Origin of the sequence: Nonomuraea deserti (assembly GCF_004348685.1) — a bacterium.
Classification (GTDB): domain Bacteria; phylum Actinomycetota; class Actinomycetes; order Streptosporangiales; family Streptosporangiaceae; genus Nonomuraea; species Nonomuraea deserti.
In genome coordinates, this window is record NZ_SMKO01000154.1 from 1 (window position 1) to 25,124 (window position 25,124).

General features: G+C 72.3%; 26 protein-coding genes and 1 riboswitch. Of the genes, 15 read left to right on the top strand and 11 right to left on the bottom strand.

The annotated features are described in order from the left end of the window. On the bottom strand, positions 1–183 hold a 183-nt coding region (locus E1292_RS37210), incomplete at its 3' end, for a DUF6716 putative glycosyltransferase (protein ID WP_342775743.1). After that, entirely contained in the window at positions 180–1,136 is a 957-nt protein-coding gene (locus E1292_RS37215; protein ID WP_132602394.1) for a hypothetical protein, read from the bottom strand. The genes E1292_RS37210 and E1292_RS37215, both read right to left, overlap by 4 nt. Before the next feature lie 97 nt (positions 1,137–1,233). Here E1292_RS37215 and E1292_RS37220 point away from each other — a divergent pair, with 97 nt between their 5' ends. The 5 genes from E1292_RS37220 to E1292_RS37240 all read left to right on the top strand — a co-directional run bounded on the left by E1292_RS37220 (position 1,234) and on the right by E1292_RS37240 (position 5,444). Next, positions 1,234–2,055, top strand: coding sequence for an aldo/keto reductase (locus E1292_RS37220; protein WP_181958352.1), 822 nt, complete (start codon positions 1,234–1,236; stop codon positions 2,053–2,055). A 20-nt stretch (positions 2,056–2,075) separates the two neighbouring features. Further along, entirely contained in the window at positions 2,076–2,786 is a 711-nt protein-coding gene (locus tag E1292_RS37225) for a Gfo/Idh/MocA family protein (RefSeq protein ID WP_132602400.1), read from the top strand. A gap of 8 nt (positions 2,787–2,794) precedes the next feature. Next, on the top strand, positions 2,795–3,028 hold the full coding sequence (locus E1292_RS37230; RefSeq protein ID WP_132602403.1) for a hypothetical protein: 234 nt from the start codon (positions 2,795–2,797) through the stop codon (positions 3,026–3,028). A 116-nt stretch (positions 3,029–3,144) separates the two neighbouring features. After that, positions 3,145–3,281: riboswitch (cyclic di-AMP (ydaO/yuaA leader) on the top strand. 12 nt (positions 3,282–3,293) lie between these two features. After that, positions 3,294–3,980 (top strand): CHAP domain-containing protein, encoded by a 687-nt coding sequence (locus E1292_RS37235; RefSeq protein WP_132602406.1) that lies wholly within the window; start codon positions 3,294–3,296, stop codon positions 3,978–3,980. Positions 3,981–4,223: 243 nt separating this feature from the next. Then, entirely contained in the window at positions 4,224–5,444 is a 1,221-nt protein-coding gene (locus E1292_RS37240; protein ID WP_132602409.1) for an IS110 family RNA-guided transposase, read from the top strand. 111 nt (positions 5,445–5,555) lie between these two features. Here the strand turns inward: E1292_RS37240 and E1292_RS53050 are convergent, their stop codons facing one another. Continuing rightward, positions 5,556–7,439, bottom strand: coding sequence for an ABC transporter ATP-binding protein (locus tag E1292_RS53050; protein ID WP_132602412.1), 1,884 nt, complete (start codon positions 7,437–7,439; stop codon positions 5,556–5,558). 52 nt (positions 7,440–7,491) lie between these two features. Then, entirely contained in the window at positions 7,492–9,225 is a 1,734-nt protein-coding gene (locus tag E1292_RS37250) for an ATP-binding cassette domain-containing protein (RefSeq protein ID WP_132602416.1), read from the bottom strand. Positions 9,226–9,326: 101 nt separating this feature from the next. Here E1292_RS37250 and E1292_RS37255 point away from each other — a divergent pair, with 101 nt between their 5' ends. Next, on the top strand, positions 9,327–9,959 hold the full coding sequence (locus E1292_RS37255) for a TetR/AcrR family transcriptional regulator (protein WP_132602419.1): 633 nt from the start codon (positions 9,327–9,329) through the stop codon (positions 9,957–9,959). A 121-nt stretch (positions 9,960–10,080) separates the two neighbouring features. Then, positions 10,081–10,764, top strand: coding sequence for a YoaK family protein (locus tag E1292_RS37260; RefSeq protein WP_165974950.1), 684 nt, complete (start codon positions 10,081–10,083; stop codon positions 10,762–10,764). A gap of 126 nt (positions 10,765–10,890) precedes the next feature. Here E1292_RS37260 and E1292_RS37265 read toward each other — a convergent pair whose 3' ends face one another. Genes E1292_RS37265 through E1292_RS37290 form a run of 6 tightly spaced genes read right to left on the bottom strand, consistent with a single transcriptional unit; the run spans position 10,891 to position 15,432 of the window. After that, positions 10,891–11,757, bottom strand: a complete 867-nt coding sequence (locus tag E1292_RS37265) for an ABC transporter ATP-binding protein (protein ID WP_132602425.1) — start codon at positions 11,755–11,757, stop codon at positions 10,891–10,893. 1 nt (position 11,758) lies between these two features. Beyond that, positions 11,759–12,544, bottom strand: a complete 786-nt coding sequence (locus tag E1292_RS37270) for an ABC transporter permease (RefSeq protein ID WP_132602428.1) — start codon at positions 12,542–12,544, stop codon at positions 11,759–11,761. After that, positions 12,541–13,230 (bottom strand): hypothetical protein, encoded by a 690-nt coding sequence (locus E1292_RS37275; RefSeq protein ID WP_132602431.1) that lies wholly within the window; start codon positions 13,228–13,230, stop codon positions 12,541–12,543. Before E1292_RS37275 ends, E1292_RS37270 begins: the two co-directional genes overlap by 4 nt. Before the next feature lie 58 nt (positions 13,231–13,288). Further along, positions 13,289–14,062 (bottom strand): hypothetical protein, encoded by a 774-nt coding sequence (locus tag E1292_RS37280; RefSeq protein ID WP_132602434.1) that lies wholly within the window; start codon positions 14,060–14,062, stop codon positions 13,289–13,291. Then, positions 14,046–14,579, bottom strand: a complete 534-nt coding sequence (locus E1292_RS37285; RefSeq protein WP_132602437.1) for an RNA polymerase sigma factor — start codon at positions 14,577–14,579, stop codon at positions 14,046–14,048. Before E1292_RS37285 ends, E1292_RS37280 begins: the two co-directional genes overlap by 17 nt. Positions 14,580–14,613: 34 nt before the next feature. Continuing rightward, a complete protein-coding gene (locus E1292_RS37290) occupies positions 14,614–15,432 on the bottom strand; it encodes an alpha/beta fold hydrolase (RefSeq protein ID WP_132602440.1) in 819 nt (272 codons plus the stop codon). A gap of 208 nt (positions 15,433–15,640) precedes the next feature. On the opposite strand from E1292_RS37290, the gene E1292_RS37295 reads away from it, so the two are divergent. The 8 genes from E1292_RS37295 to E1292_RS37330 all read left to right on the top strand — a co-directional run bounded on the left by E1292_RS37295 (position 15,641) and on the right by E1292_RS37330 (position 24,463). Then, positions 15,641–16,081, top strand: a complete 441-nt coding sequence (locus tag E1292_RS37295) for a YciI family protein (RefSeq protein WP_132602443.1) — start codon at positions 15,641–15,643, stop codon at positions 16,079–16,081. A 227-nt stretch (positions 16,082–16,308) separates the two neighbouring features. After that, the gene (locus tag E1292_RS37300) at positions 16,309–17,562 is read left to right on the top strand and encodes an RNA polymerase sigma factor (RefSeq protein WP_132602446.1); all 1,254 of its coding nucleotides are present in this window, start codon (positions 16,309–16,311) and stop codon (positions 17,560–17,562) included. Between the two features lie 344 nt (positions 17,563–17,906). Then, positions 17,907–19,226, top strand: coding sequence for an ABC transporter substrate-binding protein (locus E1292_RS37305; protein ID WP_132602449.1), 1,320 nt, complete (start codon positions 17,907–17,909; stop codon positions 19,224–19,226). 56 nt (positions 19,227–19,282) lie between these two features. Beyond that, entirely contained in the window at positions 19,283–20,239 is a 957-nt protein-coding gene (locus E1292_RS37310; RefSeq protein ID WP_132602452.1) for a carbohydrate ABC transporter permease, read from the top strand. Beyond that, a complete protein-coding gene (locus E1292_RS37315) occupies positions 20,236–21,066 on the top strand; it encodes a carbohydrate ABC transporter permease (protein ID WP_132602455.1) in 831 nt (276 codons plus the stop codon). Before E1292_RS37310 ends, E1292_RS37315 begins: the two co-directional genes overlap by 4 nt. Then, the gene (locus E1292_RS37320) at positions 21,063–22,472 is read left to right on the top strand and encodes a GH1 family beta-glucosidase (protein ID WP_132602458.1); all 1,410 of its coding nucleotides are present in this window, start codon (positions 21,063–21,065) and stop codon (positions 22,470–22,472) included. The genes E1292_RS37315 and E1292_RS37320 overlap by 4 nt, the downstream gene beginning before the upstream one ends. Then, a complete protein-coding gene (locus E1292_RS37325; protein ID WP_132602461.1) occupies positions 22,453–23,451 on the top strand; it encodes a LacI family DNA-binding transcriptional regulator in 999 nt (332 codons plus the stop codon). The genes E1292_RS37320 and E1292_RS37325 overlap by 20 nt, the downstream gene beginning before the upstream one ends. A 34-nt stretch (positions 23,452–23,485) precedes the next feature. Further along, the gene (locus E1292_RS37330) at positions 23,486–24,463 is read left to right on the top strand and encodes a phosphotransferase family protein (protein WP_132602464.1); all 978 of its coding nucleotides are present in this window, start codon (positions 23,486–23,488) and stop codon (positions 24,461–24,463) included. 65 nt (positions 24,464–24,528) lie between these two features. Here the strand turns inward: E1292_RS37330 and E1292_RS37335 are convergent. Continuing rightward, positions 24,529–25,124: anti-sigma factor (locus tag E1292_RS37335; protein WP_220447250.1), on the bottom strand; the 596-nt coding region annotated here is incomplete at its 5' end.

Genomic DNA, 25,124 nt, shown 5'->3' on the forward strand with positions numbered 1-25,124 from the left:
CTCGTGACCGCCCTCGTGCCCGCTCACCGACCCGCTCACCGCCGCGGCGATCTGCTCGGGCGAGGGCGCGATCGGCGTGCGCACCACCGCCAGCTCCGTCACGCTCCCGGCGGGCAGGTCGGCGAGCAGGCAGGCCGCCCACTTCAGGTACGAGTCGGAGTCGGCAACCGCCAGCACTCTCACCCAGACACTCCAGTCAAATGCGAGCGCAGGGCGGGTTCCGCCCTGCTGGTCCACCAGTCATCGGGAACGTTCACCGGCTCGACGGCGACACCGCGCGGGCTGAGCAGCACCCGCAGCGAGGTGATCGCCGTCGAGGGGAGGCTGAGGACGCGCTGGCCCGCGTCCAGGCCGCGCAACGTCAGCTCGGCGGGCACGCCCGCGTCGTGCACGGTGATGCCGGGACGCTCCCGGATCAGTGCCACGTCCACGGGGTCCTCGCGGCGGTGCGGGTAGTAGGCGAGCGGCTCCCGCGCGGCCAGCTCGGTCAGCCAGCGCAGGTAGTGGTCGCGGTGCACGAGGCCGTTCCTGACGAGCGAGGTGCCGAGCACGACCGTGCGCTCGGCCGGCCCTTCCGCGCTGGGCGGCTGGGCGCGCAACCAGGCGAAGTCGTGGCGTACGAGGTCTACCCCGGCACGGCGGACGGCGGCGGCGAGCCCGTCGGTCACGGGCAGCGCGGTGAAGACGGAGACGTCGCTCGTGCGCAGCCGCAGCGCGGCCGCCAGGCCGAGCGCCGAGCGCAGCACGGTGGGCCTGGCGCGGGCCCGCAGCAGCGGCCGCGAGGGCCCGGCGGCCAGCAGTTCCAGCAGCCGGAGCGTGGCCAGACCGTCGTCGACGATGACGATGCGTCCCGAGGTGAGCCCGGTGCCGGAGGTGAGCCAGCGCAGCTGGACCTTGCCGGAGAAGGCGTCGCCGACGGCGTGCAGGCGCCTCGGCATGCTGTCGCGCGGCTCGGCCAGTTCGAGCCCGTCGGGCAGCCCGAGGGTGCCCAGCTCCCGGCGGGTCGCCTTCAGCGGGCGCAGGCCCGCCCGCGGCACGACGGCCGTGGCGGTCCCGAGGAGCCCGGCGTGGTGGGCCTCGACGGCGCACAGCATCTGGAGCGGGGACTCCACCCAGGCCGACGCCTGTTCGACCACTCCTGCCCTCCCAGCCGGGTGATGGGGCGTTCACGACCGCTTCAAGCTAGCCCGGCCGCCTTAAGCGGCCAGAAACGGTGCGTGAACAATGGAGACCATGAACTCGCTCATGCTCAACACGGACGGCGTGCAGATCCCGCAACTCGGCTTCGGCGTCTGGCAGGTGCCTGCCGACGAGGCCGAGCAGGTGGTGGCGACGGCGCTGGGCGCCGGTTACCGGCACATCGACACCGCCGCCGCCTACGAGAACGAGGAGGGCGTGGGGCGTGCCGTGCGCGCATCCGGCCTGCCCCGCGAGAAGGTGTTCGTCACCACCAAGCTGCCCAACGCCGACCACGCCCGCGCGGAGGAGGCCTTCGACGAGAGCCTGGCCCGGCTGGGGCTCGACTACGTCGATCTCTATCTCATCCACTGGCCGGTGCCGAAGCAGGACAAGTACGTACAGGCGTGGAAGGCGATCGAGAAGATCTACCGTGACGGGCGGGCCAGGGCCATCGGCGTGTCCAACTTCACCGTCGGCACGCTCACCCGGCTCATGAACGAGACCGACATCACCCCCTCCATCAACCAGATCGAGCTCCACCCGTACTTCCAGCAGCGGGAGATGCGGGCCTTCCACGAGGCCAACGGCATCCTCACCGAGGCGTGGAGCCCGCTCGGCCAGGGCAGGGGGCTGCTCGATGATCCGGCGCTCGCGCTGCTGGCGGACAAGCACGGCAAGACCCCCGCGCAGATCGTGCTCCGCTGGCACCTGCAGCTCGGCAACGTCGTCATCCCCAAGTCCGTGACGCCGTCGAGGATCGCCGGGAACATCGACGTGTTCGACTTCATCCTCGACCCGGAGAGCATGGCCGCCATCGGCGCGCTCAACAGGGGCCTTCGCATGGGAGGCGACCCTGACACGTTCAACTTGATCTGATTGCGTCTAGCATCTTCCGCGTGCGGGATTTCACGTGGGGCATCGCGGCGACGGGCGTCATAGCGCGGACCGTAGGGGCGGCCATCGTGGCCGAGCCCGGCATGCGGGTGGGCGCCGTCGGCTCCAGGAACCTGGAACGGGCGCAGGCCCTGGCGACCGCGCTGGGCGCGGAGTCGGCGTACGGCTCCTATGAGCGGCTGTGCGCCGACCCGGCGGTGGACGCGATCTACGTGGCGACGCCGCACACCGAGCACCTGCAGGTCGCGGAGGCCGCCATCGCCGCGGGCAAGGCCGTGCTGTGCGAGAAGCCGCTGGCCGCGACCGTGGACGACGCGGAGAAGATGGTACGCCTGGCGCGTGAGGCCGGCGTGTTCCTGATGGAAGCCATGTGGATGCGGTTCAACCCGCTGATCCGCCTCATCGCCGCCGATTCGCGGTTCGGCGACATCCGGTCGGTGCAGGCCAGTTTCGGCTTCGCCATGCCGTACGACCCGGCGCACCGGCTGTGGGCCCCGGAGCTGGGCGGAGGCTCGCTGCTCGACCTGGGGGTCTACCCGTTCGGCCTGGCCCAGCTGCTTCTGGGCATGCCCACCGGCCTGCGCATCACGGGCACCCTGGCGCCGAGCGGAGTTGACGCGGAAGCGGGCGGGGTGTTGCTCTATCCCGGCGGCAGGCGGGCTTTCGTGGAGACCTCCTTGCTGGGAATTACCCGAACCAGGCCTGTGTTGTAGGTACGCGGATGCGGGCGGACATCCTTGCGCCGTTCTGGGCGCCGGAGCGGATCGTCCTCACCGGCCCCTCCATGGAGCCGGAAGAGCATGTGCTCGATCCGGCCGACAACGGATACGCCGGTGAGCTCCGCGAGGTCCGCGCCGCCACGGCCGAGGGCAGGACCGAATCCTCGATCATGCCCCTTGACGAATCCCTTGCCATGTCAGGGCTTCTGGCCGACGCTCGCAGGCAACTCGCTTAGCTGAGCTTTATGGAGTTGTAATCCTCTTGCCTCATGTATTACCTTGTGGGGCATCTTACGGCATACGTCCGGTTTGTCCGGCTATGTCTGACCATCGCACGAAAGATCACAGGATCGTCCTGTGACCGCTGAATCCGCATCGCGCGGAACCGGGGACCCACGTCCTTTGGGGTGAATCGGCACTCCGGTGCCGTAGGGCAGCTTCCACGCCCGAACCCGTCAGCTAACCCGGTAAGCGGCATGGAAGCAAGGAGTTACCCCCTCGATGGCCACGTTCCGACTTACCGCAGTTTCCAAGCGAACCATCACCTGCGCCGCACTCGGCGCCTCCGTCCTTGCCTCGGCCTTCGGCGTCAACGTCGCCGCGGCCAACGCCGACACCCCGCCCGTGGAAAAGCCGGCCGCCGTCTCGCCGGTGACCGACTCCAAGCAGCGCGCGGCCAAGGAGACCAAGGTCAACGTGACCGCCTCCCAGGTCCTGGACTTCGCCAAGTCCCAGGTCGGCACCTCCGAGAACGCCGCCGGCGGCGGCACCCCGTACCAGAAGTGGTACGCCGGCTCGCAGCGCGCCGCCGAGACCATCGCCCGCGACGGCGGCAACCGGGCCGCGTACCTGAACGCCGCCTGGTGCGCGATGTTCGTCTCCTGGGTCGGCGAGCAGACCGGCGCCCGCCCGCAGGTCGGCTGGGACGCCTACACCGTCGCCCACGCCAAGTGGTTCGCCGCCAACGACCGCTTCGGCACCGAGGCCAAGCCCGGCGCCGTGGTGTTCTTCTCCTGGGACGGCGGCAAGGACATCACCGACATCCAGCACGTCGGCTTCGTCGTGAAGGACAACGGCGACGGCACCCTCTCCACGATCGAAGGCAACACCGGCAACGGCAAGGTCGAGGAGCGTACCCGTCCGAAGTCCCAGGTCGTCGGCTACGGCTACCCCGAGTACGCCGGCTAATGGGAGCTACCGGGTCGGTTGATCGGGCAGACTCGGTGCCTGGTAGCCGCTGGTGAGTGAGCACTTTCGTCGGCTGGACCGATGTTCGAGTCCTGGGGTCAGACCGTGCCCTCACCGGTGGTCAGGAGTTTTGATCACTGATGGGATGTCGTGCCCGCCGTTGATGGCGTGAGTACTGGTCCATTAGCACGTCGACCGCTCCTGCAGGCTGCTGGAGCGTGGAGTCGAGGGTTGGAGGGTCGGGTGCTGTTCGTCGGTGATGACTGGGCTGAGGACCATCACGATGTGGAGGTGCAGGACGAGCAGGGCCGGGCGGTCAAACGGGCTCGGCTGCCCGAGGGCGCGGCCGGGGTCGCCCGCTTCCACGAAGTGGTCGCCTCGTTCCTGCCCGAGGACGCCGAGCCGGTCGAGGTGCTGGTGTGCATCGAGACCGACCGAGGGCCATGGGTGCGGGCGCTGGTCGCGGCCGGCTACCAGGTGTTCGGGGTGAATCCCAGGCAGGCCGCTCGGCACCGGGAGGTGATGGGCAACTCCGGGGCCAAGAGCGACAAGGCCGACGCGCACGCGCTGGCCGACATGGTACGCACCCGCCGCCACCAGCTCCGGCAGATCGCCGCCGACTCCGATGAGGCCGAGGCGGTCAAGGTCGTCGCCCGCGCGCATCAGACGATGATCTGGGAACGGACCCGGCACATGCTGCGGCTGCGCTCGGCGCTGCGGGACTACTTCCCCGCCGCGCTCGCGGCCTACCAGCCGCTCGGCCTCACCAGCACGGCCGCGCTCGCCCTGCTGGCCAAGGCTGCCACCCCGCGGGCGGCGGCCAGGCTGACCGTCACCCAGATCACCACAGCGCTCAAGGGCTACCGCGACAAGAGCGCCAAGGCCGCCGCGATCCAGGCCGAGCTGCGCGCCGAGCACCTCGCCCAGAGCGACCTGGTCGCGTCCGCCTACGCGGCCACCGTGGCGGCGACCGTCGCCGTCCTGCAAACCCTCAACACCCAAATCGCCACCCTCGAAGGGCAGGTTGAGGCCCATTTTGGCCGGCACCCGGACGCTGAGATCCTGCTCAGCCAGCCCGGTATCGGCGCCATCCTCGGCGCCCGGGTGCTCGCAGAGTTCGGCGACGCGAAAGACCGCTACGCCAGCGCCAAGGCCCGCAAGAACTACGCCGGAACCTCACCCATCACCCGGCAGTCCGGCAAGTCCAAGACCGTCCACGCCCGGTTCATCCACAACGACCGGCTCATCGATGCCCTGCACATGCAGGCCAGCGCCGCCATCTTGCACGACCCGGCCGTCCGCGCCTACTACGACCAGCTCAAAGCCCGCGACGTCAGCCACAACGCCGCCCTGCGCCAGGTCGGCAACCGCCTCGTCGGCATCCTCCACGGCTGCCTTAGAACACACACTCGCTACGACCAGGCAACCGCTTGGCCGCACCGACAAAACGATCTCGCTGCTTGACATCCCGGCTCCAGGGATGTCTGACCCCCGGCTGCCGCGTGACGAGCGCGCGTCCCGTGCGGGACGCGCGCTCGCTCGCGTTCCGCCCCGGTCACCCGCGCGGCCGGCGACCTAGCCGTCCGCCGCCGCCCGCTGGATGGCGTGCAGCTCGGCGTAGACGCCCGCGCGGGCCATGAGCTCGCCGTGACCGCCCTGCTCGACGATCCGCCCGCCGTCCAGCACCACGATCAGGTCGGCCATGCGCACCGTCGGGAAGCGGTGGGTGATCAGGAGGGTGATGGCGGCACGGTGGCGGCGGGCGGCCTGCGCGTACCGGGCGAAGACGGCGCTCTCGGCGGGGGCGTCCAGGGAGGCGGTCGGCTCGTCCAGCACGAGCAGCAGCGGCTCCTCCCGCATCGAGGCGCGCGCCAGCGCCAGCCTCTGCCACTGCCCGCCGGACAACTTCACACCACCTTCGAAGCTGTCGCCCAGCTCGGTGTCCGGCCCTCTGGGCAGACCGGCCACCACCTCCGTGGCGCCGGCCCGCTCCAGCGCCTGCTTCACGGCGGCGCGGTCGTCCATGCGGGGCAGGTCACCGATGCCGACGGTCTCTGCGGCGGTGAGCTCGAACGGGACCCAGTCCTGGAACACGGCACTGATCCGGCGCCGCCAGCGCACGGCCGGCATGTCCCGCAGCGGGACGCCGTCCAGCAGGATCTCGCCGCCGGAGGGCTGGTAGAGGCCGCACAGCAGCTTGGCCAGGGTGGTCTTGCCCGAGCGGTGCGATCCGACCAGCGCGACGGTCGCGCCGGCGGGCAGGCTCAGGTCGATCCCGCGCAGCACGGGCAGGGTGGTGCCGGGGTAGGTGAACGACACGTTCCGCAGCGTGATGCCCTGCGCGAAGCTCTCAGGCGGCTCGACCCCGCCGGCGGCGCGCTCCCGGCCGCGCTCCCGGCCGCGCTCCCGGCCGTGGTCCCGGCCGTGGCTCCTCGTGGCCGCCCTCGCCCTGGCGCGGGGCGCGTCGTCGCCGGACTCTGCCAGGGCCGAATCGTGGGTACGGGCGTAGGCGCGGAGCCACGTGAGCCGCGCGGCGGCGCGCAGGCCCGCGGCCACCGACCCGACGTGGAAGGCCAGCCGTGACGCCTGGGTGACGAACTGCACCCCGACCGTGGCCACCAGGACCACGTCGCCCGCCGTGGCCCGACCCTGGGCCGCCAGCCAGGCCGTGCAGCCGAGCGCCGACACGTACCCCGCCAGGAACGTGCCGGACCCGGCGAACGTGAGCAGCGCGGCGCGGACCCTGGCCCGCGACAACCCCGCCGACACCTCCTCCCACCGCTGCGCGGCCATCGCCTCCAGGGCGGGCGCGGCACGGCTGAGCCGTATCTCCTTGGCCGTCCGCGGCGTGGTGACGGACTCGGACAGGTGCTGCTCCAGCCTGGCCGTCTCGGCGGTGCCCTCGGTGGCCGCGTCGACGTGGCGGGCCGCGCGGCCGCGTACCAGCAGCGACGGCAGCACGGCGCCGCCCAGCAGCAGCGTCACCAGCGGGTGCACGGCGGCGATCAGCACGACGCCGAGCCCGATCTGCACGGCGTGCTCGGCGACCAGCGCGAGCGCCCACACCGCGAAGTACAGCTGACGGCTCTCGTCGCGCAACGTCGCCAGCTTGTCCAGGTACGCGGGCCGCTCCAGGTGCTCAATGGTCGGCACGCCAGAGGTGAGGGTGAGGATCTCCTCCTGCACGGACAGGCCCATACGTTCGGCCAGTTCCTCCATCAGCGCCAGCTCCGCGCGGCCGAGCGCCACGCCGGTGGCCAGCGCGGCCCCGGCTGCCAGGCCCCACAGGGACGCCTGGACGCCGTGGCCGGCGGTGGCGGTGTCGGTGAGCGCCCGCAGGAAGACGCCGACCAGTCCCTGGCTGACGGCGCCGAGGGCGAGGAAGGCGACCAGAGCGAGGAAGGCCCGCCGGTCGGTGCGCCAGGCCAGGGTCAGCAGCGTACGGAGGGTCGCGGTCACCGGCCCGCCTCCGCGATCGCGACGGCCCGGAGCCGAGGCGGGAGGTGCGGGGTCACCGGCCCGCCTCCGCGATCAGGGCGGTCTGGAGCCGGTGCCAGCGCGCGTAGCGGCCGCCCAGAGCCAGCAGCTCGGCGTGACCGCCTTCCTCGGCGACGGCGCCGCCGTCGAGGACGACGATCCGATCCGCCCGCCGTACGGTGGCGAACCGGTGCGAGATGAGCACCAAGGTGCGTCCGCGCGTACGGTCCAGCAGCCGCTCGAACACCTCCTGCTCGGCCCGCGCGTCCAGGTGGGCGGTGGGCTCGTCGACGATCAGGATCCGCCGGCCCGCGTCGAGCGCGTACACCGCCCGGGCCAGCGCCACCTTCTGCCACTGCCCTCCGGACAGGTCACGGCCCCCGGTGTACGACCGCGACAGCGGCGTGTCCAGCCCGCGGGGAAGTCCCTCCAGCAGGTCGAGCGCGTCGACGGCGGCCAGCGCGGCCAGCACGTCGGCGTCCGTCCCCTCGTACGCGGGCGCGCCCAGCCGGATGTTGTCGCGCAGCGGCAGCGGGTGGCGGGCGAAGTCCTGGAAGACCACGGCGGCGTCCTCGGCGGTGCTGACGGTGCCGCTCTGGGGCGTGTACAGGCCGGTGAGCAGCTTGACCAGGGTGGTCTTGCCCGCTCCGTTCAGCCCGACCACGGCCAGCCGCTCCCCCGGCCGCACCCGCAGGTCGAGCTCCTTGAGCACCGGTTCCGCGCGTCCGGGGTAGGTGAACGTCACCCTGACCAGCCCGGGCCCCTCGCCGTCGCGGGCGGCGACCCCGGCATGCGCCGTCGCGGAGTCCGAGGTGGTGGTGGCAGGCGGGTGGAGCAGGCGCATGGTCGCCTGGTACGGCTTGCAGCCGTGGGCGATCTCGAACATCTGGTAGCCGCCCGCCCCGTACGCGAAGACCAGCAGGGCCGCCAGCACGCTCTGCGCCAGGGCGGCGGCCCCCAGCGCGCCCGCGGCGGTCAGCCAGGCCAGCGTCCCGAACGTGCCGGCGGCCCCGGCCAGTTGCAGCCCCAGCACGGCCGCGTACCCGCGCACGACGGCGCGGCGCCCGCGCGCCTGCGGGGTCAGGAACGCGCGCATGGCCGCCGCGTACCGGCCGATGAGGAACCCGTCCACGCCGAAGACGCGGATCTCCTTGGCGGCGCCGGGACCGCCGGTGAGCTCGGCCAGGTAGCCGGCCCGGCGCAGGCGCATGACCTGCTCGGGGCTGTCGGCCAGCGACTCCGCACCGCCCGGGCCGACCAGCATCGCGGCGATGCGCCGGCTCTGCGCGACCGACAGCGCCAGCGCGACCGGGGCCAGCCACCACACGTGCACGGCCAGCACCACGGCGCCGAACAGCGCCGACGCCGCCCGGCTCGCCTCGCCGGCCAGGGCCACCGCCGCCATGCCCGCCGTCCGCCCGCGGTGCCCGGTCAGCGCCATCCGTACGTCGGCCTGCACCTGCGGGTTCTCCAGGCGCGCCAGCGGCATGGCCGTCGCGGCGGCCCGCACCCTGGCGCGCAGCACGCCGTCGATGCGCCGGGCGGCGGCGGCTCCGGCCGGTTCGCGCAGCGCCGTGCAGAGCTCCTGCCCCAGCAGCAGGAGCAGCAGTGCGACCACCGGCGCCGCGCCGCCGTGGTCGATCAGCCGGCCGAGCGGGATCGTGCTGAGCGGTCCGAGCACCGCCGCGCCCGCGCCGAGCACCCCCAACAAGAGCAGGCGGCGGGAACCGGCCAGCGGCAGCAGGCGGGCGAGCCGGACCGGACTCACGTCAATCCAATGCGATCACATTGATCTGCCATGGGAAAGACCGTAACCCGGCTACACTGAACCGGTCAAACCAATGTGATCACATCGAGAAGAGGGATGGCGTGGCGAACCGGCGCACCCGTGGACCGGGAGCTCAGCACGAGGAGCGGCGCCGGCAGATCGCCGACGCCGTCCTCGCGATCGTCGCCGACCGCGGCCTCGCCGCCGTGTCGCTCAGCGAGGTGGCGGCCCAGGCCGGCATCTCACCCGGCCGCGTCCAGCACTACTTCCCCGCCAAGCGGCAGCTCGTCGAGGCCGCCTTCGAGCGCGGCAACGAGCAGAGCAGCGCCCGCATCAGGCAGCGGGTCGGCCAGGACCTTGACGTGGCCGAGCCGCGCGTCGTGCTCACCACCGTGCTCACCGAGCTCATCCCCCACGACCCCGCGACCGAGGCCCACATGCGCGTGCGGCAGTCCTTCCACGCGCTCGCGTTCGCCGAGGAGGGCATCGCGGCCCGGCTGCGGGTGCTGTACGACGACTTCCACCGCCAGATGGCCGGCCTCATCCGCGCCGACCAGCGGGCCGGGCGCATCGCCGCCGCCGTGGATCCCGCCCGGTCCGCGCCCGCCCTGGTGGCGCTGGCCGAAGGGCTGGCCGCGTACGTGCTCATCGACGTCATCCCAGCGGACGCGGCCCGCGAACGTGTCCTGGCGGCCGTCGACGACCTCTACCGCACGGCGCCGTCACGCTCCTGAGCGTGTCGGGTTTGCGGGAGCCGCACGGTCACGGGGAGTATCCGACTGTGACGGAGGCGAGAGATCCCGCGCCGGCGGCGGGCACGGTAGTGGCGCCCGACCGGCCGGCCGGGGAGGGCGGGTGAGGAGAGGCCTGCGGTGGTTCGCCGACCGGCTCTTCCCTCCTGGCGCGAACCCGCACGACACCGTGCCCGCCCTGCTGGTCCTGCTGACCGTCGTGACCGGCATCGTGGATGCCGTCAGCTTCCTCGGCCTGCACGGCGTCTTCGCCGCCAACATGACGGGCAACATCGTCTTCCTCGGCTTCGCGCTGGCCGGGGAGGAGCGGCTGTCCTTGTGGGGGTCGCCGGTGGCTCTTCTGTCCTTCACGGCGGGCGCCTGGGCCACGGGGCGGGCGACCCTGCGGGTGACGGACCCGCGCCGGGCGTTCGTCCTGCTCACCGCCGCGCACGCGCTGCTCGTGGCGGCCGCCCTGGTGACGGTCCAGCTGGCCGGACACCGCGAGCCGCCGGGGCAGGCGGCGCTCATCGCGCTGCTCGCCTGCGGCATGGGCATGCAGAGCGCGTCCGTACGCGAGCTGGCGGTGCCCGACATGAACACGAACGTCCTGACCACCACCCTTACCGCGCTCTTCGCCGAAAGCCCGGGGCGGGCGGCCCGGCGCCGGGCCGCCGGCATCGCCGCGATGTTCCTCGGGGCGCTGGGCGGCGCCGCGCTGCACGTCGCCAGCGGGCCGGTGCCCGCGCTGGCCGCGGCCACGGTCCTGCTCGCCGTCGTCGCCTTCGCGGCCCGCTCCGCGCGGTGACGGGCGGGCCGGCGCGGCCGCCCCCGAGCGCCACGGCAACCGCGCCGCACCTGGAACGCGCCCCCGGGGCGCCACCGGCAGCCCCGCCGCGGGACCGCCATCATGGACGTCACGCCGCCCGACGGATCAGGGCCCGGTGTCCATGAGGTCGAGGTAGCCGTCCTCCAGGGTCGGCTCGGCCGGGCGGGCGAGCGGGTCCGGCGGCCCCGGCGCGACCACGCGGTAGCGCATCCCCGCCCCCTCCGGCAGCGCCGCCACCACCCGTCCCACGGCGGGCGCGGGTCCCGGCGTGGTGACCGTCCACACCCGCTGGTGCGCGTGCGCGACCAGCTCCCGCACCGACCCCTGGAACGCCAGCCGTCCCTTCGCCAGCACCGCCAGCGACCGGCACGTCTGCGCCACGTCGTCCACGATGTGCGTGCTCAGCAGCACCGTACGGTCCCCCGCGAGCTGCGACATGAGCGTACGGAACCGGATCCGCTCCTCGGGGTCGAGCCCCGTCGTCGGCTCGTCCACGATCAGCAGCCGCGGGTCGGCCAGCAGCGCCTGCGCGATCCCGACCCGCCGCAGCATGCCGCCGGAGAACCCCTTCAGCCGCCGGTCCGCCACGTCCGACAGCGCCACCAGCTCCAGCAGCTCGGTGATCCTGCGCCGCCGCCGCGACCGCGAGTGCAGTCCTTTCAGCAGCGCGATGTAGTCGAGGAACCGCCGCGCGCTCAGGTCCGGGTACACGCCCAGGTCCTGTGGCAGGTAGCCGAGCGTCCGCTGCACCGCCAGCCGTCCCTCCGCGGTGGCGAGGTCGTGGCCGCCGATGACCACCCGGCCCGAGGTGGGCGTCACCAGCCCCGCCAGGATGCGCATGAGCGTGGTCTTGCCCGCGCCGTTGGCACCCAGCAGCCCGTACATGCCGGCCGGCACCACCAGGGACAGGTCGTCCAGAGCCCGGGTGCCGTCCTTGTAGGTCTTGGTCAGGCGGGAGACGTCGATGCGCATGTCAGGACTCGCTTCGGGAGAGGCGGAGGCGGACCAGGACCAGCAGGGCCGCGGCGAGCGCGACCATGACGCCCATCCACAACCAGGCGGCCGCCGGGGTGAAGCCGGGGCGCAGGACGTCGAACATCGCCGCGGGGCCGCGCCCGTACTCGTCGGGGAGGGGCGCCAGCAGGCCGTACCTGGCGTACTCGCCGGTCGCCGAGAAGATCGTGTGGGACAGGGTCGGCATCAGGTACGCCGGGATCAGGTTGCCCCAGAACCAGTACGCGACGAACAGGACACGGAACACCATCGGCGGCACCAGCAGCGGCCCGGCGAACCCCAGCGCCCCGAGGAAGACGAGACCGGGCAGGGTCGAGGCCGCGAAGGTCACCGCCGCCCACCCGAGCGCCGACGGCTCCCCCTCCGCCACCGCGTAGGCCGCTGCCCGCCCGAAATAGGCGAGGGCCATCGGCACCGCCGTGGCCGCGCACACCCCGGCGTACTTCCCCGCCAGGCGCGCGGTGCGGCCGGACGGGGTGGCGTCCAGGATCCCGTCCACGCGCAGCGCCCGGTCACGGCCCGGCCGGTCGGCCAGCATGCATCCGTACACCATGGCCAGCATCGTGACGAGGAGTTGCGCCGCGCGGGACATCGCCCCCGCGACCGCGTTCCCGCCGTGGGAGCCGCCGGTCAGCGACCAGTACGGAAGCACCGCTACCAGCGCGGCGAAGGCCAGGCCGTACACGATCCACAACGACGGCCTGCGGATCTGCATGGCGAACTCGTAACGCATCGTGGCGATCATCCCGGTTCCCCTTCGAGCACGCGCTCGGCGTTCCCGAGCAGCAGCCACGCACCGGCGGCCATGGGCACGGCGGTCCCCATGAGGACCAGGCGGTTGAGCGGCCACCCGTCGACGCTCCACGACGTGGTGGCGAACAGGTGCAGCAGCCGGTACGCCGCGTTGTCCGCCAGGACGCCGCCGAAGAGCTGCTCCCCCGTCCACACGAACGCCACCAGCGACGTGGCCGCCGCCGTGCTGCGCAGCGCGGCGGCGCAGCACAGCCCGAGCGCCGCCAGCCACAGCGAAGGGGCCAGCCACACGAGCTGCCCGGCCGCCCCGCCGTAGGCGAACGTCCACCACCCGCTCGCCATCAGCACGGAGGACACCGCCAGCGAGCTCAGCGCGACGCACCCGAGCGCCACGGCCAGCCGCCGCAGCAGCGCGGGACGGTAGCCGTCCGGGATGGCCAGCCGCAGCTCTGCGGCCGGGTCTCTGCCCGCCGGCGAGGCCGCGACGACGCCGGCGAGCAGCGGGACACCCCTTTCGAGCGCGCCCATCAGGAACCAGCGGGTGTTGTCCTCGCGCGAGCCCAGCCGGTCCCCGAACGCGGCGAGCAGGAGGATGAGGGCGGCCAGCACCGGAGGGCCGAGCAGGGCGGGCAGCCCTGCCCTGCGGGCCTCGTGCCGCCACAGGTCGACGGGTTTCACGACCGGTGAGCAGCGCGCCGCCCCGCCGGGGTTCACCCGGACGGGGCCACGCCGCGGCCTATCCCGCACGGCCCATCCGGCGCAGCGGCTCGACCTTGCCCGCGAGCACGATGGCCGCCCCCGCCAGCGCGACCGCCGCCGCGAGCGTCCCCGGCCCGGTCTCCCACATCGTCCGGTACGCCCGCAGCGCCGCCACGTCGGCCTGCGCCAGCGCCGGCACGTACCAGGCGGCCAGCACCACCCCGACCGCCCCGCCGGGATGCCAGCACACCGACAGCAGCAGGGCCATCGCGGCCAGCAGCGCCATCGGGCCGAGCCACGCCGTGACCAACTCGCCCAGACCCGCCGGTGACCCGCCGGACGCCGCCAGCACCCCCGAGGCCAGCAACGCCAGCGCCACGTCGTACCCGAACACCAGGGTCACCCGGGCGAGCAGCAGCACGCGCGGCGAGGTGGGCGTGGCCGCCACCACCTCGAACGCCCGGTCGCGCTCCGGCCCGTAGAGCCCGGCCACGCCCACCGCCGCCACCAGCGGCGCCGCCAGCTCCAGCAGGGGCACGGGGAGCAGCCCTTTCAGCGCGGCGAACAGCACGCACAGGGCCATGACGGCGAACGACGCCGTCCACACCCCCGGATGCAGCAGCCGCGCCTCCATCGCCAGCAGCTGCCAGGCCCGCCGCGGCGCGGACACGACATGCGCCCCGGGATCGCCGAGCCCGCCGTCGGCCGCGGACGCCGCCAGCACCGCCGGGATGACCCGGCCGGCCGGCGGCGGGACGACGTGCCCGCCCGGCGGAGCCGGGACCCCGCCGGGCTCACACCGACTGTTCATGCAGCGCCTCCTTGAGGCTCGTCCTGGCCAGGTGCAGGCGGCTCTTCACCGTCCCTACGGGGATGCCCAGCACCTCGGCGATGTCCTGGTGCGGCAGGTCGGCCAGGTAGCTCAGCACGACCACCTCCCGCTGCGCCCGCGGCAGCCGCGCCAGCGCCGCCTGCAGCCAGTCGCCGCCGACGGCCAGCTCCTCCGGCCCCGGCACCCGGTCGGCCTGCTCGTACGGCTCCGCGGCGGGCGGCGGCGGCGTGCCGCGCAGCCGGTTGTGCGCCTGCCTGCGCGCCACCCCGAACAGCCACGTGCTCACCCGCGACCGGCTCTGGAACGTCCCCGCCGAGCGCCACACGGCCAGCAGCGTGTCCTGCAGGATCTCCTCGGCCGTGCCCCGGTCTCCGGCCATCCGGAACAGGAACGTGAACAGCGGCCCCGCGTACCGCTCGTACAGCTCGGTCAACGCTGCGGCGTCGCCGTCCGCCACCCTGGCCAGGACGCGCGCGTCCGGATCGGTCGGTCTCATCGGCTGGTGCGTAGCACCGCCGCCCTCCGCGGGTTCACTCCAGGAAGAAGTCTGCCAGCGCGCGGGCGACGACGGCGGGGTCGTTCTCCATCGGGATGTGGCCCGCCCCTGGAACGCGGACCAGCGTGGTGTTCGGCATCTCGGCGGCGAACCGCTCCGCGTGGCGCAGCTCCTGGAAGGTGTCGTCCTCGCCCCAGACCAGCAGTTTCGGGGTCCGGTCCGCCTGGAGCGCGGGGACGAGGCCGAGCGTGTACCGGCTGTCGGCCGCGCCCGCCAGCGCCATCCACGACCTGCGGACCCTGGCGTCGTTCCACGGGTCGAGGTAGTCCGCCAGTTCGGCCTCGGTGGCCGGGCGCCCCAGCGCGACGGTGGCGGCCGCGCGGCGGGCGGCCAGCAGTTCCTCGGCCGTCGTGGCGGCCACCACGGCGGGGTCGCGGTAGCGGGCCACGCCCGGCACCGGCCACGAGTCGTACATCACCGCATTGACCAGCGCCAGCCGCCGCACCCGTGCCGGGCCGGCCGCCAGCAGGTGCTGGGCGACGGCGCCGCCGATGTCGTGCCCGGCCACGGAGAGCGGCTCCCGCGCGCCCAGCTCTGCCGCGAACCTGCGCACCCATCCGGCCAGCACCGGCACGGCGGCCGTCGCCGTGGTCAGCTCGCCCTCGGAACGCCCGAGCCCGGGCAGGTCCACCGCCACGGGCCGCAACCCCGCCGCCGCCAGGTCGCCGAGCACCGGCTGCCAGACCCGGCTCCAGTAGGTGCCGTGCAGCAGGAGCACCACCGGCCCTCGCTCGCCCGCCGTCAGATAGCTCGCCCGCAGCCCGTCGACCTCGATCGTCTCTCGCGTGATCATGCCACCACCATCGAGCCCTGACGGCCGCCTGGTCAAACACCTCCGGAGGCATGCCGGCGGGCACACCCGCCGATCAGGGAGGACCCGGTGGCGCCGGCGGCATGGCCGCGCGGCCCTTCGCGCATTAAGGTCCGCATGCGTGTCGATCCGCCACGGCGCCGTTCGACACGTTGCATGACGGGCGGCATCGAACGGAAGGACCTCATCGGTGAAATTCGTGATCGTGGGCAAGGGCAACGCGGAGACCGAGGCCGGGGCGCTGCCCAGCCAGGAGCTCGTCGACGACATGCACGCCTTCAACGAGTCGTTGGTCAAGGCGGGGGTGCTGCTGGCGGCCGAGGGGCTCCACCCGAGCTCGCACGGGGCCCGGATCTCCTACAGCGACGGCAGCGCGACGGTGATCGACGGGCCGTTCGCCGAGGCCAAGGAGCTCATCGCCGGGTTCTGGCTGATCCAGGTGAAGTCCAGGGAGGAGGCCGTCCAGTGGGCGCTGCGCGTCCCGGTCCCGCGCGGGCACGAGGGGGTCGGGCTGGACGTGTGGCAGGTGTTCGACCCCTCGGACGTGCCGGACGACACGATGCCGCCGCGGGCCCGCGAGCGCGAGCGGGCGCTGCGCGAGCGCCTCGGCGCCCACGACCCGGCCGGCTGACGGCACGCTCCGCCAGGCGGCTCCGTCCCCCCGCAGCCGGGGCTGAGGCCGGTCACTGGACAGGTTCGCGGAACCCCAGGGCTGAGCCCGGTCACCGGACAGGTTCGCGGGATTCTGGAGCTGAGCCCGGTCACCGGACAGGTTCGCGGGATTCTGGGCGACGGGTGCGGGGTCCAGCGACACGCGGCGAGTTGCCGGGCCGGGACGGTTGCTGGTGTCATGGCCCGGTGACGGCTTCCGACACGCATGGCGCCATCGAGGCGGTCTGGCGGATCGAGGCGGCCAGGCTCATCGCGGGGCTCGCCCGGCTGGTGCGCGACGTCGGCATCGCCGAGGAGCTGGCGCAGGACGCGCTGGTCGCCGCCCTGGAGCAGTGGCCGGAGTCCGGCGTGCCGCGCAACCCGGGCGCATGGCTGATGACCGTGTCGAAACGCCGCGCCGTCGACATGATCCGCAGGAACGAGCGGCTGGCGCGCAACCTGGCCGAGCTGGGTCACCGGCTCGAGGAGAGCGAGGAGCCGCCCGAGGTCGACCAGATCGAGGACGACCTGTTGCGGCTGGTGTTCACGGCCTGCCACCCCGCGCTGCCGATGGAGGCGCGGGTGGCGCTGACGCTGCGGGTGCTCGGCGGCCTGACCACCGGGGAGATCGCCAGGGCGTTCCTGGTCACGGAGTCCACGGTCGCCCAGCGGATCGTGCGGGCCAAGCGCACCCTCGCCGCCAGGCGCATCCCCTTCGAGGTGCCGCAGGGCGCCGAGCTGGCCGGGCGGCTCACGTCCGTACTGGAGGTCATCTATCTGATCTTCAACGAGGGCTATTCGGCGACCGCCGGCGACGACTGGATGCGCCCGGCGCTGTGCGAGGACGCGCTCCGGCTGGGCCGCGTGCTGGCGGGCCTGATGCCGAAGGAGCCCGAGGTGCACGGGCTGGTGGCGCTCATGGAACTGCACGCCTCGCGGTCGGCCGCCCGCGTGGGTCGCTCGGGCGAGCCGATCCTGCTCCTCGATCAGGATCGCGCCCGCTGGGACCGGCTCCTCATCCGCCGCGGCCTGGCCGCGCTCGACCGGGCCGGCGAACTGCGCGACACCAGCGGCACCTACACCCTCCAGGCCGCCATCGCCGCCTGCCACGCCAGGGCGGTCGACCCGGGCGACACCGACTGGGTGCGCATAGCGGGCCTGTACGAAGAGCTGGCCAAGCTGTCACGCTCCCCCGTGGTCGAGCTCAACCGCGCGGTGGCGCTCTCCATGGCGTACGGCCCGGCGGCGGGCCTCGAGCTGCTCGACCAGATCGTGGACGAGCCGTCGCTGAGGGACTACCACCTGCTGCCGAGCGTCCGCGGCGACCTGCTGGTCAAGCTGGGCCGGCTGGACGAGGCGCGGGCGGAGTTCGAGCGGGCGGCGGAGATGACGCGCAACACCCGTGAGCGGGCTCTCCTGGAGGACCGCGCCGCCGCCTGCCGCGGCGACGCCCCCGCCTAGCGGGCGCCCACCGCCCCACCCGCTACGGCGGGTGGTCGCCGGTTCCGTGCGGCGCCCTTGTGACCTTCGCAAAGGCCCCGGTACGCGGGTGACATGCCCTTGATGCGACACAAAAGATGTCTCTTGTGGTGGGAGCGCTCCCAATCAGCTCTTTGCGAGGTATAACGCTATAAATCCGGTTACACAGTGATAAACCGCACCATTGGTAACGGTTACGTTTCGCGGGATTGACGTTCAGAGCGGGCAAGTGCACCCTTTGTGGGAGCGCTCCCAAAGACTCCCACCGCGGTGGAACGCAGGCCGCGGTGCTCTCCCCCACACATTCACCCGAGAAGGGGTCCACCATGATGATCAGCAAGCGTCGCGGCGGTCTCGCCACGGCCGCGGCCCTGGCCGCGGCCGCGCTGGCCGTGGCGTCGTGCGGTTCCGGCACGCCGGCACCCTCCGCAGCGCCGGAGCCGGTCACCATCCGCCTGCAGACGTTCGGCGGCGGCACCAACTTCGGCTACAAGAACGCCGTCGAGAAGTGGAACGCCGAGCACAAGGACATCCAGATCCAGCACGAGAACCTGACCGACCAGTTCGAGCAGCAGTACTGGCCGCAGATGATCCAGTGGTTGCAGGCCGGCAGCGGCGCGGGCGACGTCGTCGGCATCGACGAGGGCGGCATGGGCCTGGCCAAGGCGCGCACCGAGTGGTGGGCCGACCTGAAGGAGTACGGCCTGGAGTCGCGCAAGGCCGACTACCTCCCGTGGAAGTGGGAGAACGGCGTGGCCGCCGACGGCAAGCTGTTCGGCCTGGGCACCGACATCGGCGGCATGAGCCTCTGCTATCGCAAGGACCTGTTCGAGAAGGCCGGGCTGCCGACCGACCGTGACGAGGTCAGCGCGCTGTGGCCCACATGGGACGAGTACCTCGAGGTCGGCAAGCGGTTCCAGTCGGAGGTCAAGGACACCAAGTGGGCCGACGGCACCAACACGCTGTACCAGGTGGTGCTCTACCAGGAGGCGGCCAAGAACGGCAACGTCTCCTACTTCGACAAGGAGAACAACCTGATCGTCGACAAGAACCCGGCGGTCAGGACGGCCTTCGACTTCGTGCAGAAGCTGAGCCAGCAGGGCCTGACCGCCAAGCTGCGCAACTTCACCGACGAGTGGGCGACGGGCACCCAGAAGGGCGCGTTCGCCACGCTGGGCTGCCCGTCCTGGATGCTCGGCGCGGTCAGCGGCAACGCCGGCGACGACGGCAAGGGCAAGTGGGACGTGGCCGCGGTGCCCGGCGGGGGCGGCAACTGGGGCGGCTCCTGGCTGGCCGTGCCGAAGCAGTCCAAGCACCCGAAGGAAGCGGCCATGGTCGCCGACTACCTGACGCAGGCGAAGACCCAGGCGGGCATCTTCACCGACTTCGGCAACATGCCGAGCAACACCAAGGCCCAGCAGGACCCGGCGGTGCAGGGCGCGAAGAACGAGTACTTCAACGACGCCCCCATCGGTGAGATCTTCGCCAAGTCCGCCGCCAGCCTCCAGCCGGTCTTCCTCGGCGTGAAGCACGCCCAGGTCAAGAACGCCACCGAGGCGGTCATCCAGGGCATGGACGACGGCTCGGTCCCGTACGGCAAGGCCTGGCAGCAACTGGTCGACGACGCGGTCAAGGCCGCGGGCTGATCTCCCAGCCCGGTCCGCCCGCGGCGGGCCGGGCACGTTGCCGTGAAAGGTCTGTTATGAGCATCGACACCCTTCCGCGGGCGACGCGGAGCCACTATCGCCGCGCCCGTCCGCCCGGCCGCCGCTGGCGTTCCCGCCTGGACGTCAAGGCGATGCCGTACGCACTGGTGTCCCCGTACTTCCTCCTGTTCGCCGCCTTCGGGCTCTTCCCGCTGGCGTTCACGCTCTACTACTCGCTGTACGACTACGACCTGACCGGCACCACCGAGTGGGCAGGGCTGGGCAACTACACCGCGCTGCTGGGCGACGACGACTTCTGGCGCGCCACGGTGAACACGGTGGCCATCTTCGTCATCGCCACCGTCCCGCAGATGCTGCTGGCCCTGTTCCTGGCCAACGCGCTGAACAAGCGCATGCGCTTCCGGCTGGCGATCCGGATGAGCGTGCTGCTGCCGCTCGTCACGTCGGTCGTCGCGGTCGCGGTGGTGTTCACGCAGTTGTTCGCCCGTGACTGGGGCCTGGTCAACTGGCTGCTCGGCATGTTCGGGGTGGACAGCACGAACTGGCGGGCCGAGCGCGTGCCGTCGTGGATCGCCATCGCCACCATGGTCGACTGGCGCTGGACCGGCTACAACGCCATCATCTTCCTGGCGGGCATGCAGACGATCCCGCGCGACCTGTACGAGGCCGCCTCGATCGACGGCGCCTCGCAGCGCAGGCAGTTCTGGCAGATCACGCTGCCGATGTTGCGCCCCACCATGATCTTCGTGGTGCTCAACTCCACGATCGGCGGCCTGACGCTGTTCTCGGAGCCGATGACGTTCTACAACGGCAACCCCGACGGCGGGTCGCAGGGCCAGTTCCAGACGGTGGCCATGTTCGTCTACAAGGAGGCCTTCCGCGAGTTCGACTACGGTTACGCCTCCGCCGCCGCCTGGCTGCTGTTCCTGCTGATCCTCGTCGGAGCGGCGATCAACTTCCTGTTCGTGCGCAGGATCGGGGGCACGCGATGACCATCTGGAAACCGTCCGTCCTGACGAGGGTCCTGCTCGGGCTGGCCATCTTCCTGTCGGCCTTCCCGCTGTACTGGATGCTGGTCATCGCCTCGCGTACGAACTCCGACGCGGTCTCCTCGCCGCCGATGTTCCTGCCGGGAGGGAACCTGGGGCAGAACATCATCGCGGTGCTCAACCACCCCGAGGCCAAGTTCGTGGCCGGCCTGACGAACTCGTTCATCGTGGCGAGCGTCGTCACCGTCTCGGTCATCATCATCTCGACGCTGGCCGGCTTCGCGTTCGCCAACCTGAACTTCAAGGGACGCAACGCGCTGCTGCTGCTCGTGCTGCTGACGATGGCGGTGCCGCTGCAGCAGATGGGCGTGGTCCCGCTCTACCGGCTCATGGTGAGCCTGGAGTGGACGGGCACGCTCAAGGCGGTCATCCTGCCGTACCTGCTCAACGGGTTCGGCGTCTTCCTGATGACGCAGTACACGCGGCAGTCCGTGCCGATGGAGCTGGTCGAGGCGGCCCGGGTGGACGGCGCCGCCACGCTGCGCATCTGGTGGAACGTCGTGCTGCCCGCGGTCCGCCCCGGCATGGCCGTGCTCGGCATCAACACGTTCATGCTCATGTGGAACGACTACATGTGGCCGCTGATCGTGCTCAACCAGGACAACCCGACCGTGCAGATTGCGATCAACTCGCTCAACGCGAGGTACTCCACGGAGTACTCGTTGATCTTCGCGGGGACGGCGCTGTCCATCATTCCGCTCATCGCGGTATTCGTCGCATTCGGCCGCCAAATCGTCGGCGGACTCATGGAAGGTGCGGTCAAGGCGTGACGACACAAGAGGAACAGACACGTACCGGGCTGCGCTTCCCCGCGGGCTTCGCGTGGGGCGCGGCGACCTCGGCGTACCAGATCGAAGGGGCCGTCGCGGAGGACGGGCGAGGGCGATCCATCTGGGACACCTTCGCCAGGAAGCCGGGCCGGGTGCTCAACGGGCACAACGCGGACGTGGCCATCGACCACTACCACCGGTACCAGGAAGACGTCGCCATCATGGCGGAGCTGGGCCTGTCGGCCTACCGCTTCTCGGTCTCCTGGCCCCGCATCCAGCCGACCGGCTCCGGCAAGATCAACCAGAAGGGCCTCGACTTCTACAAGCGGCTCACCGACGAGCTGCGCGAGCACGGCATCGACCCCTGGCTCACCCTCTACCACTGGGACCTGCCCCAGGAGCTGGAGGACAAGGGCGGCTGGCCCAACCGCGACGTCGCCTACTGCTTCGCCGACTACGCGGCGACGGTGCACGAGGCGCTGAAGGACTACGTGCACACGTTCAGCACCGTCAACGAGCCGTGGTGCGCCGCGTTCCTCGGTTACGCCTCCGGCGAGCACGCCCCGGGCAGGCGCGAGCCGGAGAACGCGATCAGGGGCGCGCACCACCTCAACCTGGCGCACGGCCTGGCCGTGCAGTCGATGGGCGCCCGGCGCGTCGGCGGCAGCGTGAACCTGTACGCGGTCACGCCCGCCACCGGCAGCGCCGAGGACCTCGACGCGGCCCGGCGCATCGACGGCCTGCAGAACCGGTTCTTCCTGGACGCCCTGCTGCTGGGCAGCTATCCGGAGGACGTGCTGGCCGACCTGCCCGTCGAGCTGGACTTCGTCCAGCCCGGCGACATGAAGATCATCAACGCGCCCATCGACGTGCTGCTCGTCAACTACTACAGCCGCTTCACGGTCTCGGGAGCACCGGGCGGCGCCCAGTCTGCGGCCGCGGCGCCCACGGACACGGGGTCGCCGTGGGTCGGCAGCGAGCACGTGTCGTTCGTCAACGGCGGCCGTCCGGTGACGGCGATGGGCTGGGAGATCGACGAGTCGGGCCTGGTCGAGGTGCTCACCAGGGTGGCACGCGACTACCCCGCGATCCCGATGGTGATCGCCGAGAACGGCGCCGCCTTCGACGACGTGCTCGACGACGGCCGCGTGCACGACCAGGAGCGGCGGGCGTACGTCGAGGCGCACCTCGGCGCCTGCAAGCAGGCCATCGAGGCGGGCGTGCCCCTGGAGGGCTATTTCGCCTGGTCGCTGATGGACAACTTCGAGTGGGCCTGGGGTTACGGCAAGCGGTTCGGCCTGGTTCGGGTGGACTACGAGACACTGGAACGGCTGCCCAAGGACAGCGCGCTCTGGTACTCGGAGATCATCCGGCAGAATAGGCGACATGAACCGACCGACTCTTGAGGCAGTCGCGGCTCGGGCCGGGGTGGGCCGGGGCACGGTGTCGAGAGTCATCAACGGCTCGCCGAACGTCAGCGCCAGGGCCCGCGAGGCCGTTGAGCTGGCCATCCGCGAGCTGGGCTACGTGCCCAACCGCGCGGCGCGGGCGCTGGTGACGCGCCGCACGGACACCGTGGCGCTGGTGGTGTCCGAGTCGCAGTTGCGCGTCTTCGACGAGCCGTACTTCGCGGGCACCATCCGCGGCATCGGCTCGGCGCTGGCCGAGACCGGCCTGCAGCTGATCCTGGCGATGGCCAGGTCGCCGGAGGAGCACGAGCGGCTCGAAAACTACCTGACAGGGCAGCACGTCGACGGCGTGCTGCTCCTGTCGCTCCACGGCGCCGATCCGCTGCCGGGCCGGCTGGAGGCGATGGGCGTGCCCACCGTGCTCGGCGGCCGGCCCGTCGGCCTCGACCCCTACAGCTACGTCGACATGGACAACAGGGCCGGGGCCCGGCAGGCGGTCAAACACCTGCTGAGCCTCGGCCGCCGCGCGATCGCCGCGATCGCCGGCCCGCAGGACATGGGCGTGGGCGTCGACCGGCTCTCCGGCTACCGAGACGCGCTGCTGCCCTCGGGGCTGCCGGAGCTGGTGTCCTATGGTGACTTCTCCGAGCAGAGCGGGGCCGTCGCGATGGCCGAGCTGCTGCGGACGCATCCCGAGCTCGACGCGGTCTTCGCCGCGTCCGACCCGATGGCGCTGGGCGCGATGCGCGTGCTCAAGGCCGAAGGGCGGGCGATCCCCGGCGACGTGGCCGTGATCGGGTTCGACGACTCCAAGGCCGCGCTCAGCGCCGACCCGCCGCTCACCACCGTCCACCAGCCGACCGAGGCCATGGGCAGGCAGATGGCCCAGCTGCTCGTCGCCCGCATCAACGGCGAGGAGCTGCGCCAGCCCGTCGTGATCCTCGACACGCACCTCGTGCGCAGGGAGTCCGCCTGAGATCCGGCCCGAGATCGAGAAGGAGGTGGTCCACGTGGACAGCAGGACGAAGCGCCGGTTATCCGCGGCCGAGCTCGACGCGCTGACCCGGCGCGCGCTGGGCGCGGGCGTCGCGTCCGCCACCGAGCTGACCGACGGCTTCGCCAACGCGGTCTGGCGGCTCACCCTCGACGACGGCCGCGAGGTGGTGCTCAAGCTGTCGCCGCCGCCCGAGCTCGACCAGCTCAGCTACGAACGCAACCTGCTGCGCATGGAGGCCGCCGCCTACGAGCACGCGCTCAAGGCGGGCGTCCCGGTGCCGTCGCTGCTGCGGGCCGGCTTCGACGACCCGGTGCTCGGCGGCGACTACCTGATGCTGAGCGCGCTCGACGGCGTGTCGTGGAACGACGTCAAGCCCGACGGCGAAGACGCCCTGCGCAGGGAGCTGGGCCGCCACCTGGCCAGGTTCAACGCGGTGACGGGCGAGGTGTTCGGCTACCCGCACGCCGGCATCGTCGGCGCCACGTGGCGCGAGGCGTTCCTCGCGATGGTGGCCGCGCTGCTCGGCGACACCGAGCGTTATCCGGCCCCGCTGCCGCGCCCGGCGGCCGAGCTCATGGCCGTGTTCGAGGCCGCCTCGCCGGTGCTCGGCGAGGTGACGACACCCCGGCTGGTGCACTTCGACGTGTGGGCCGGCAACGTCTTCCTCGACCTGAGCGGCCCGCCCAGGATCCAGGCCATCATCGACCACGAGCGAGCCTTCTGGGGCGACCCGATCGCCGAGTTCGTCACCCCGACGATCTTCGGTGAGCTGCGCGAGGACGATCCGCTGCTGGCCGGCTACCGCGAGGTGACGCCGCTGGAGCTCACCCCTTCGGCGCTGACCAGGCTCGACCTCTACCGCGCCTACCTCTACCTGATCCTGCTGGTCGAGAACGGGCCCCGGCAATATCCGGAGGAGGAGTACGCCAGGGTCCGCGACCTCTCGCTGTCCGCGCTGGACGTCGTCCTGGACCGCCTCTCCCGCGGGTGACGCGCTCGCCCGTACCCGCGGCGCGGCCCGGTTGAGGTGCGCGGGCGGCGGGTCGGCGGGCGCGTTCAGGCGGTGGGAAGGCGGGCCACCATGATGGGGCTCGTGGTGGGCTTCTCGGAGCCGCCCGCGGGCTCGACGGTGAGCGCCACCCGCCGCTCGCCCTCCAGCGGGGCCACCACCGGCACGGTCACCCCGCCGGCCGCCCGGTCGAGCAGCCCGGCGGGGCGCGCGCCTTCCGGGCCCGTCAGCCACAGCTCGTAGTCCTGGGAGCCGGGCAGGTCCCGCAGCCCCGACGAGGTGAACACCATCCGTCCCGCGGAGCGCGAGACCACCACCGTGCCGGTGCCGCCGGTGGTGACCGGCAGGCGCACCGTACGGGCGTCGGGCGCGGCCAGCACGGCGGCGACCTCCCCCGTCCTGGTGGTCAGGTCCCCGAGGTCGCGGCGGGCGTCGACGGCCACCGCCCCGAGCGCCGCCGCGGCCGCGGCGCACGCCGCCGCCAGCACCGTCAGCACCGTCAGCACCTTCGACCGTCGCCACCCGTCCGGCGCATCGGTACGGCGGCCCTCCCGCGAACCGGTGCAGGGGCCCTCCCGCAGACCGGTGCCGGGGCCCTCCGGTGGGGCGGTGCGGTGGTGGGGGCTGTCTCTTATACCCAGCT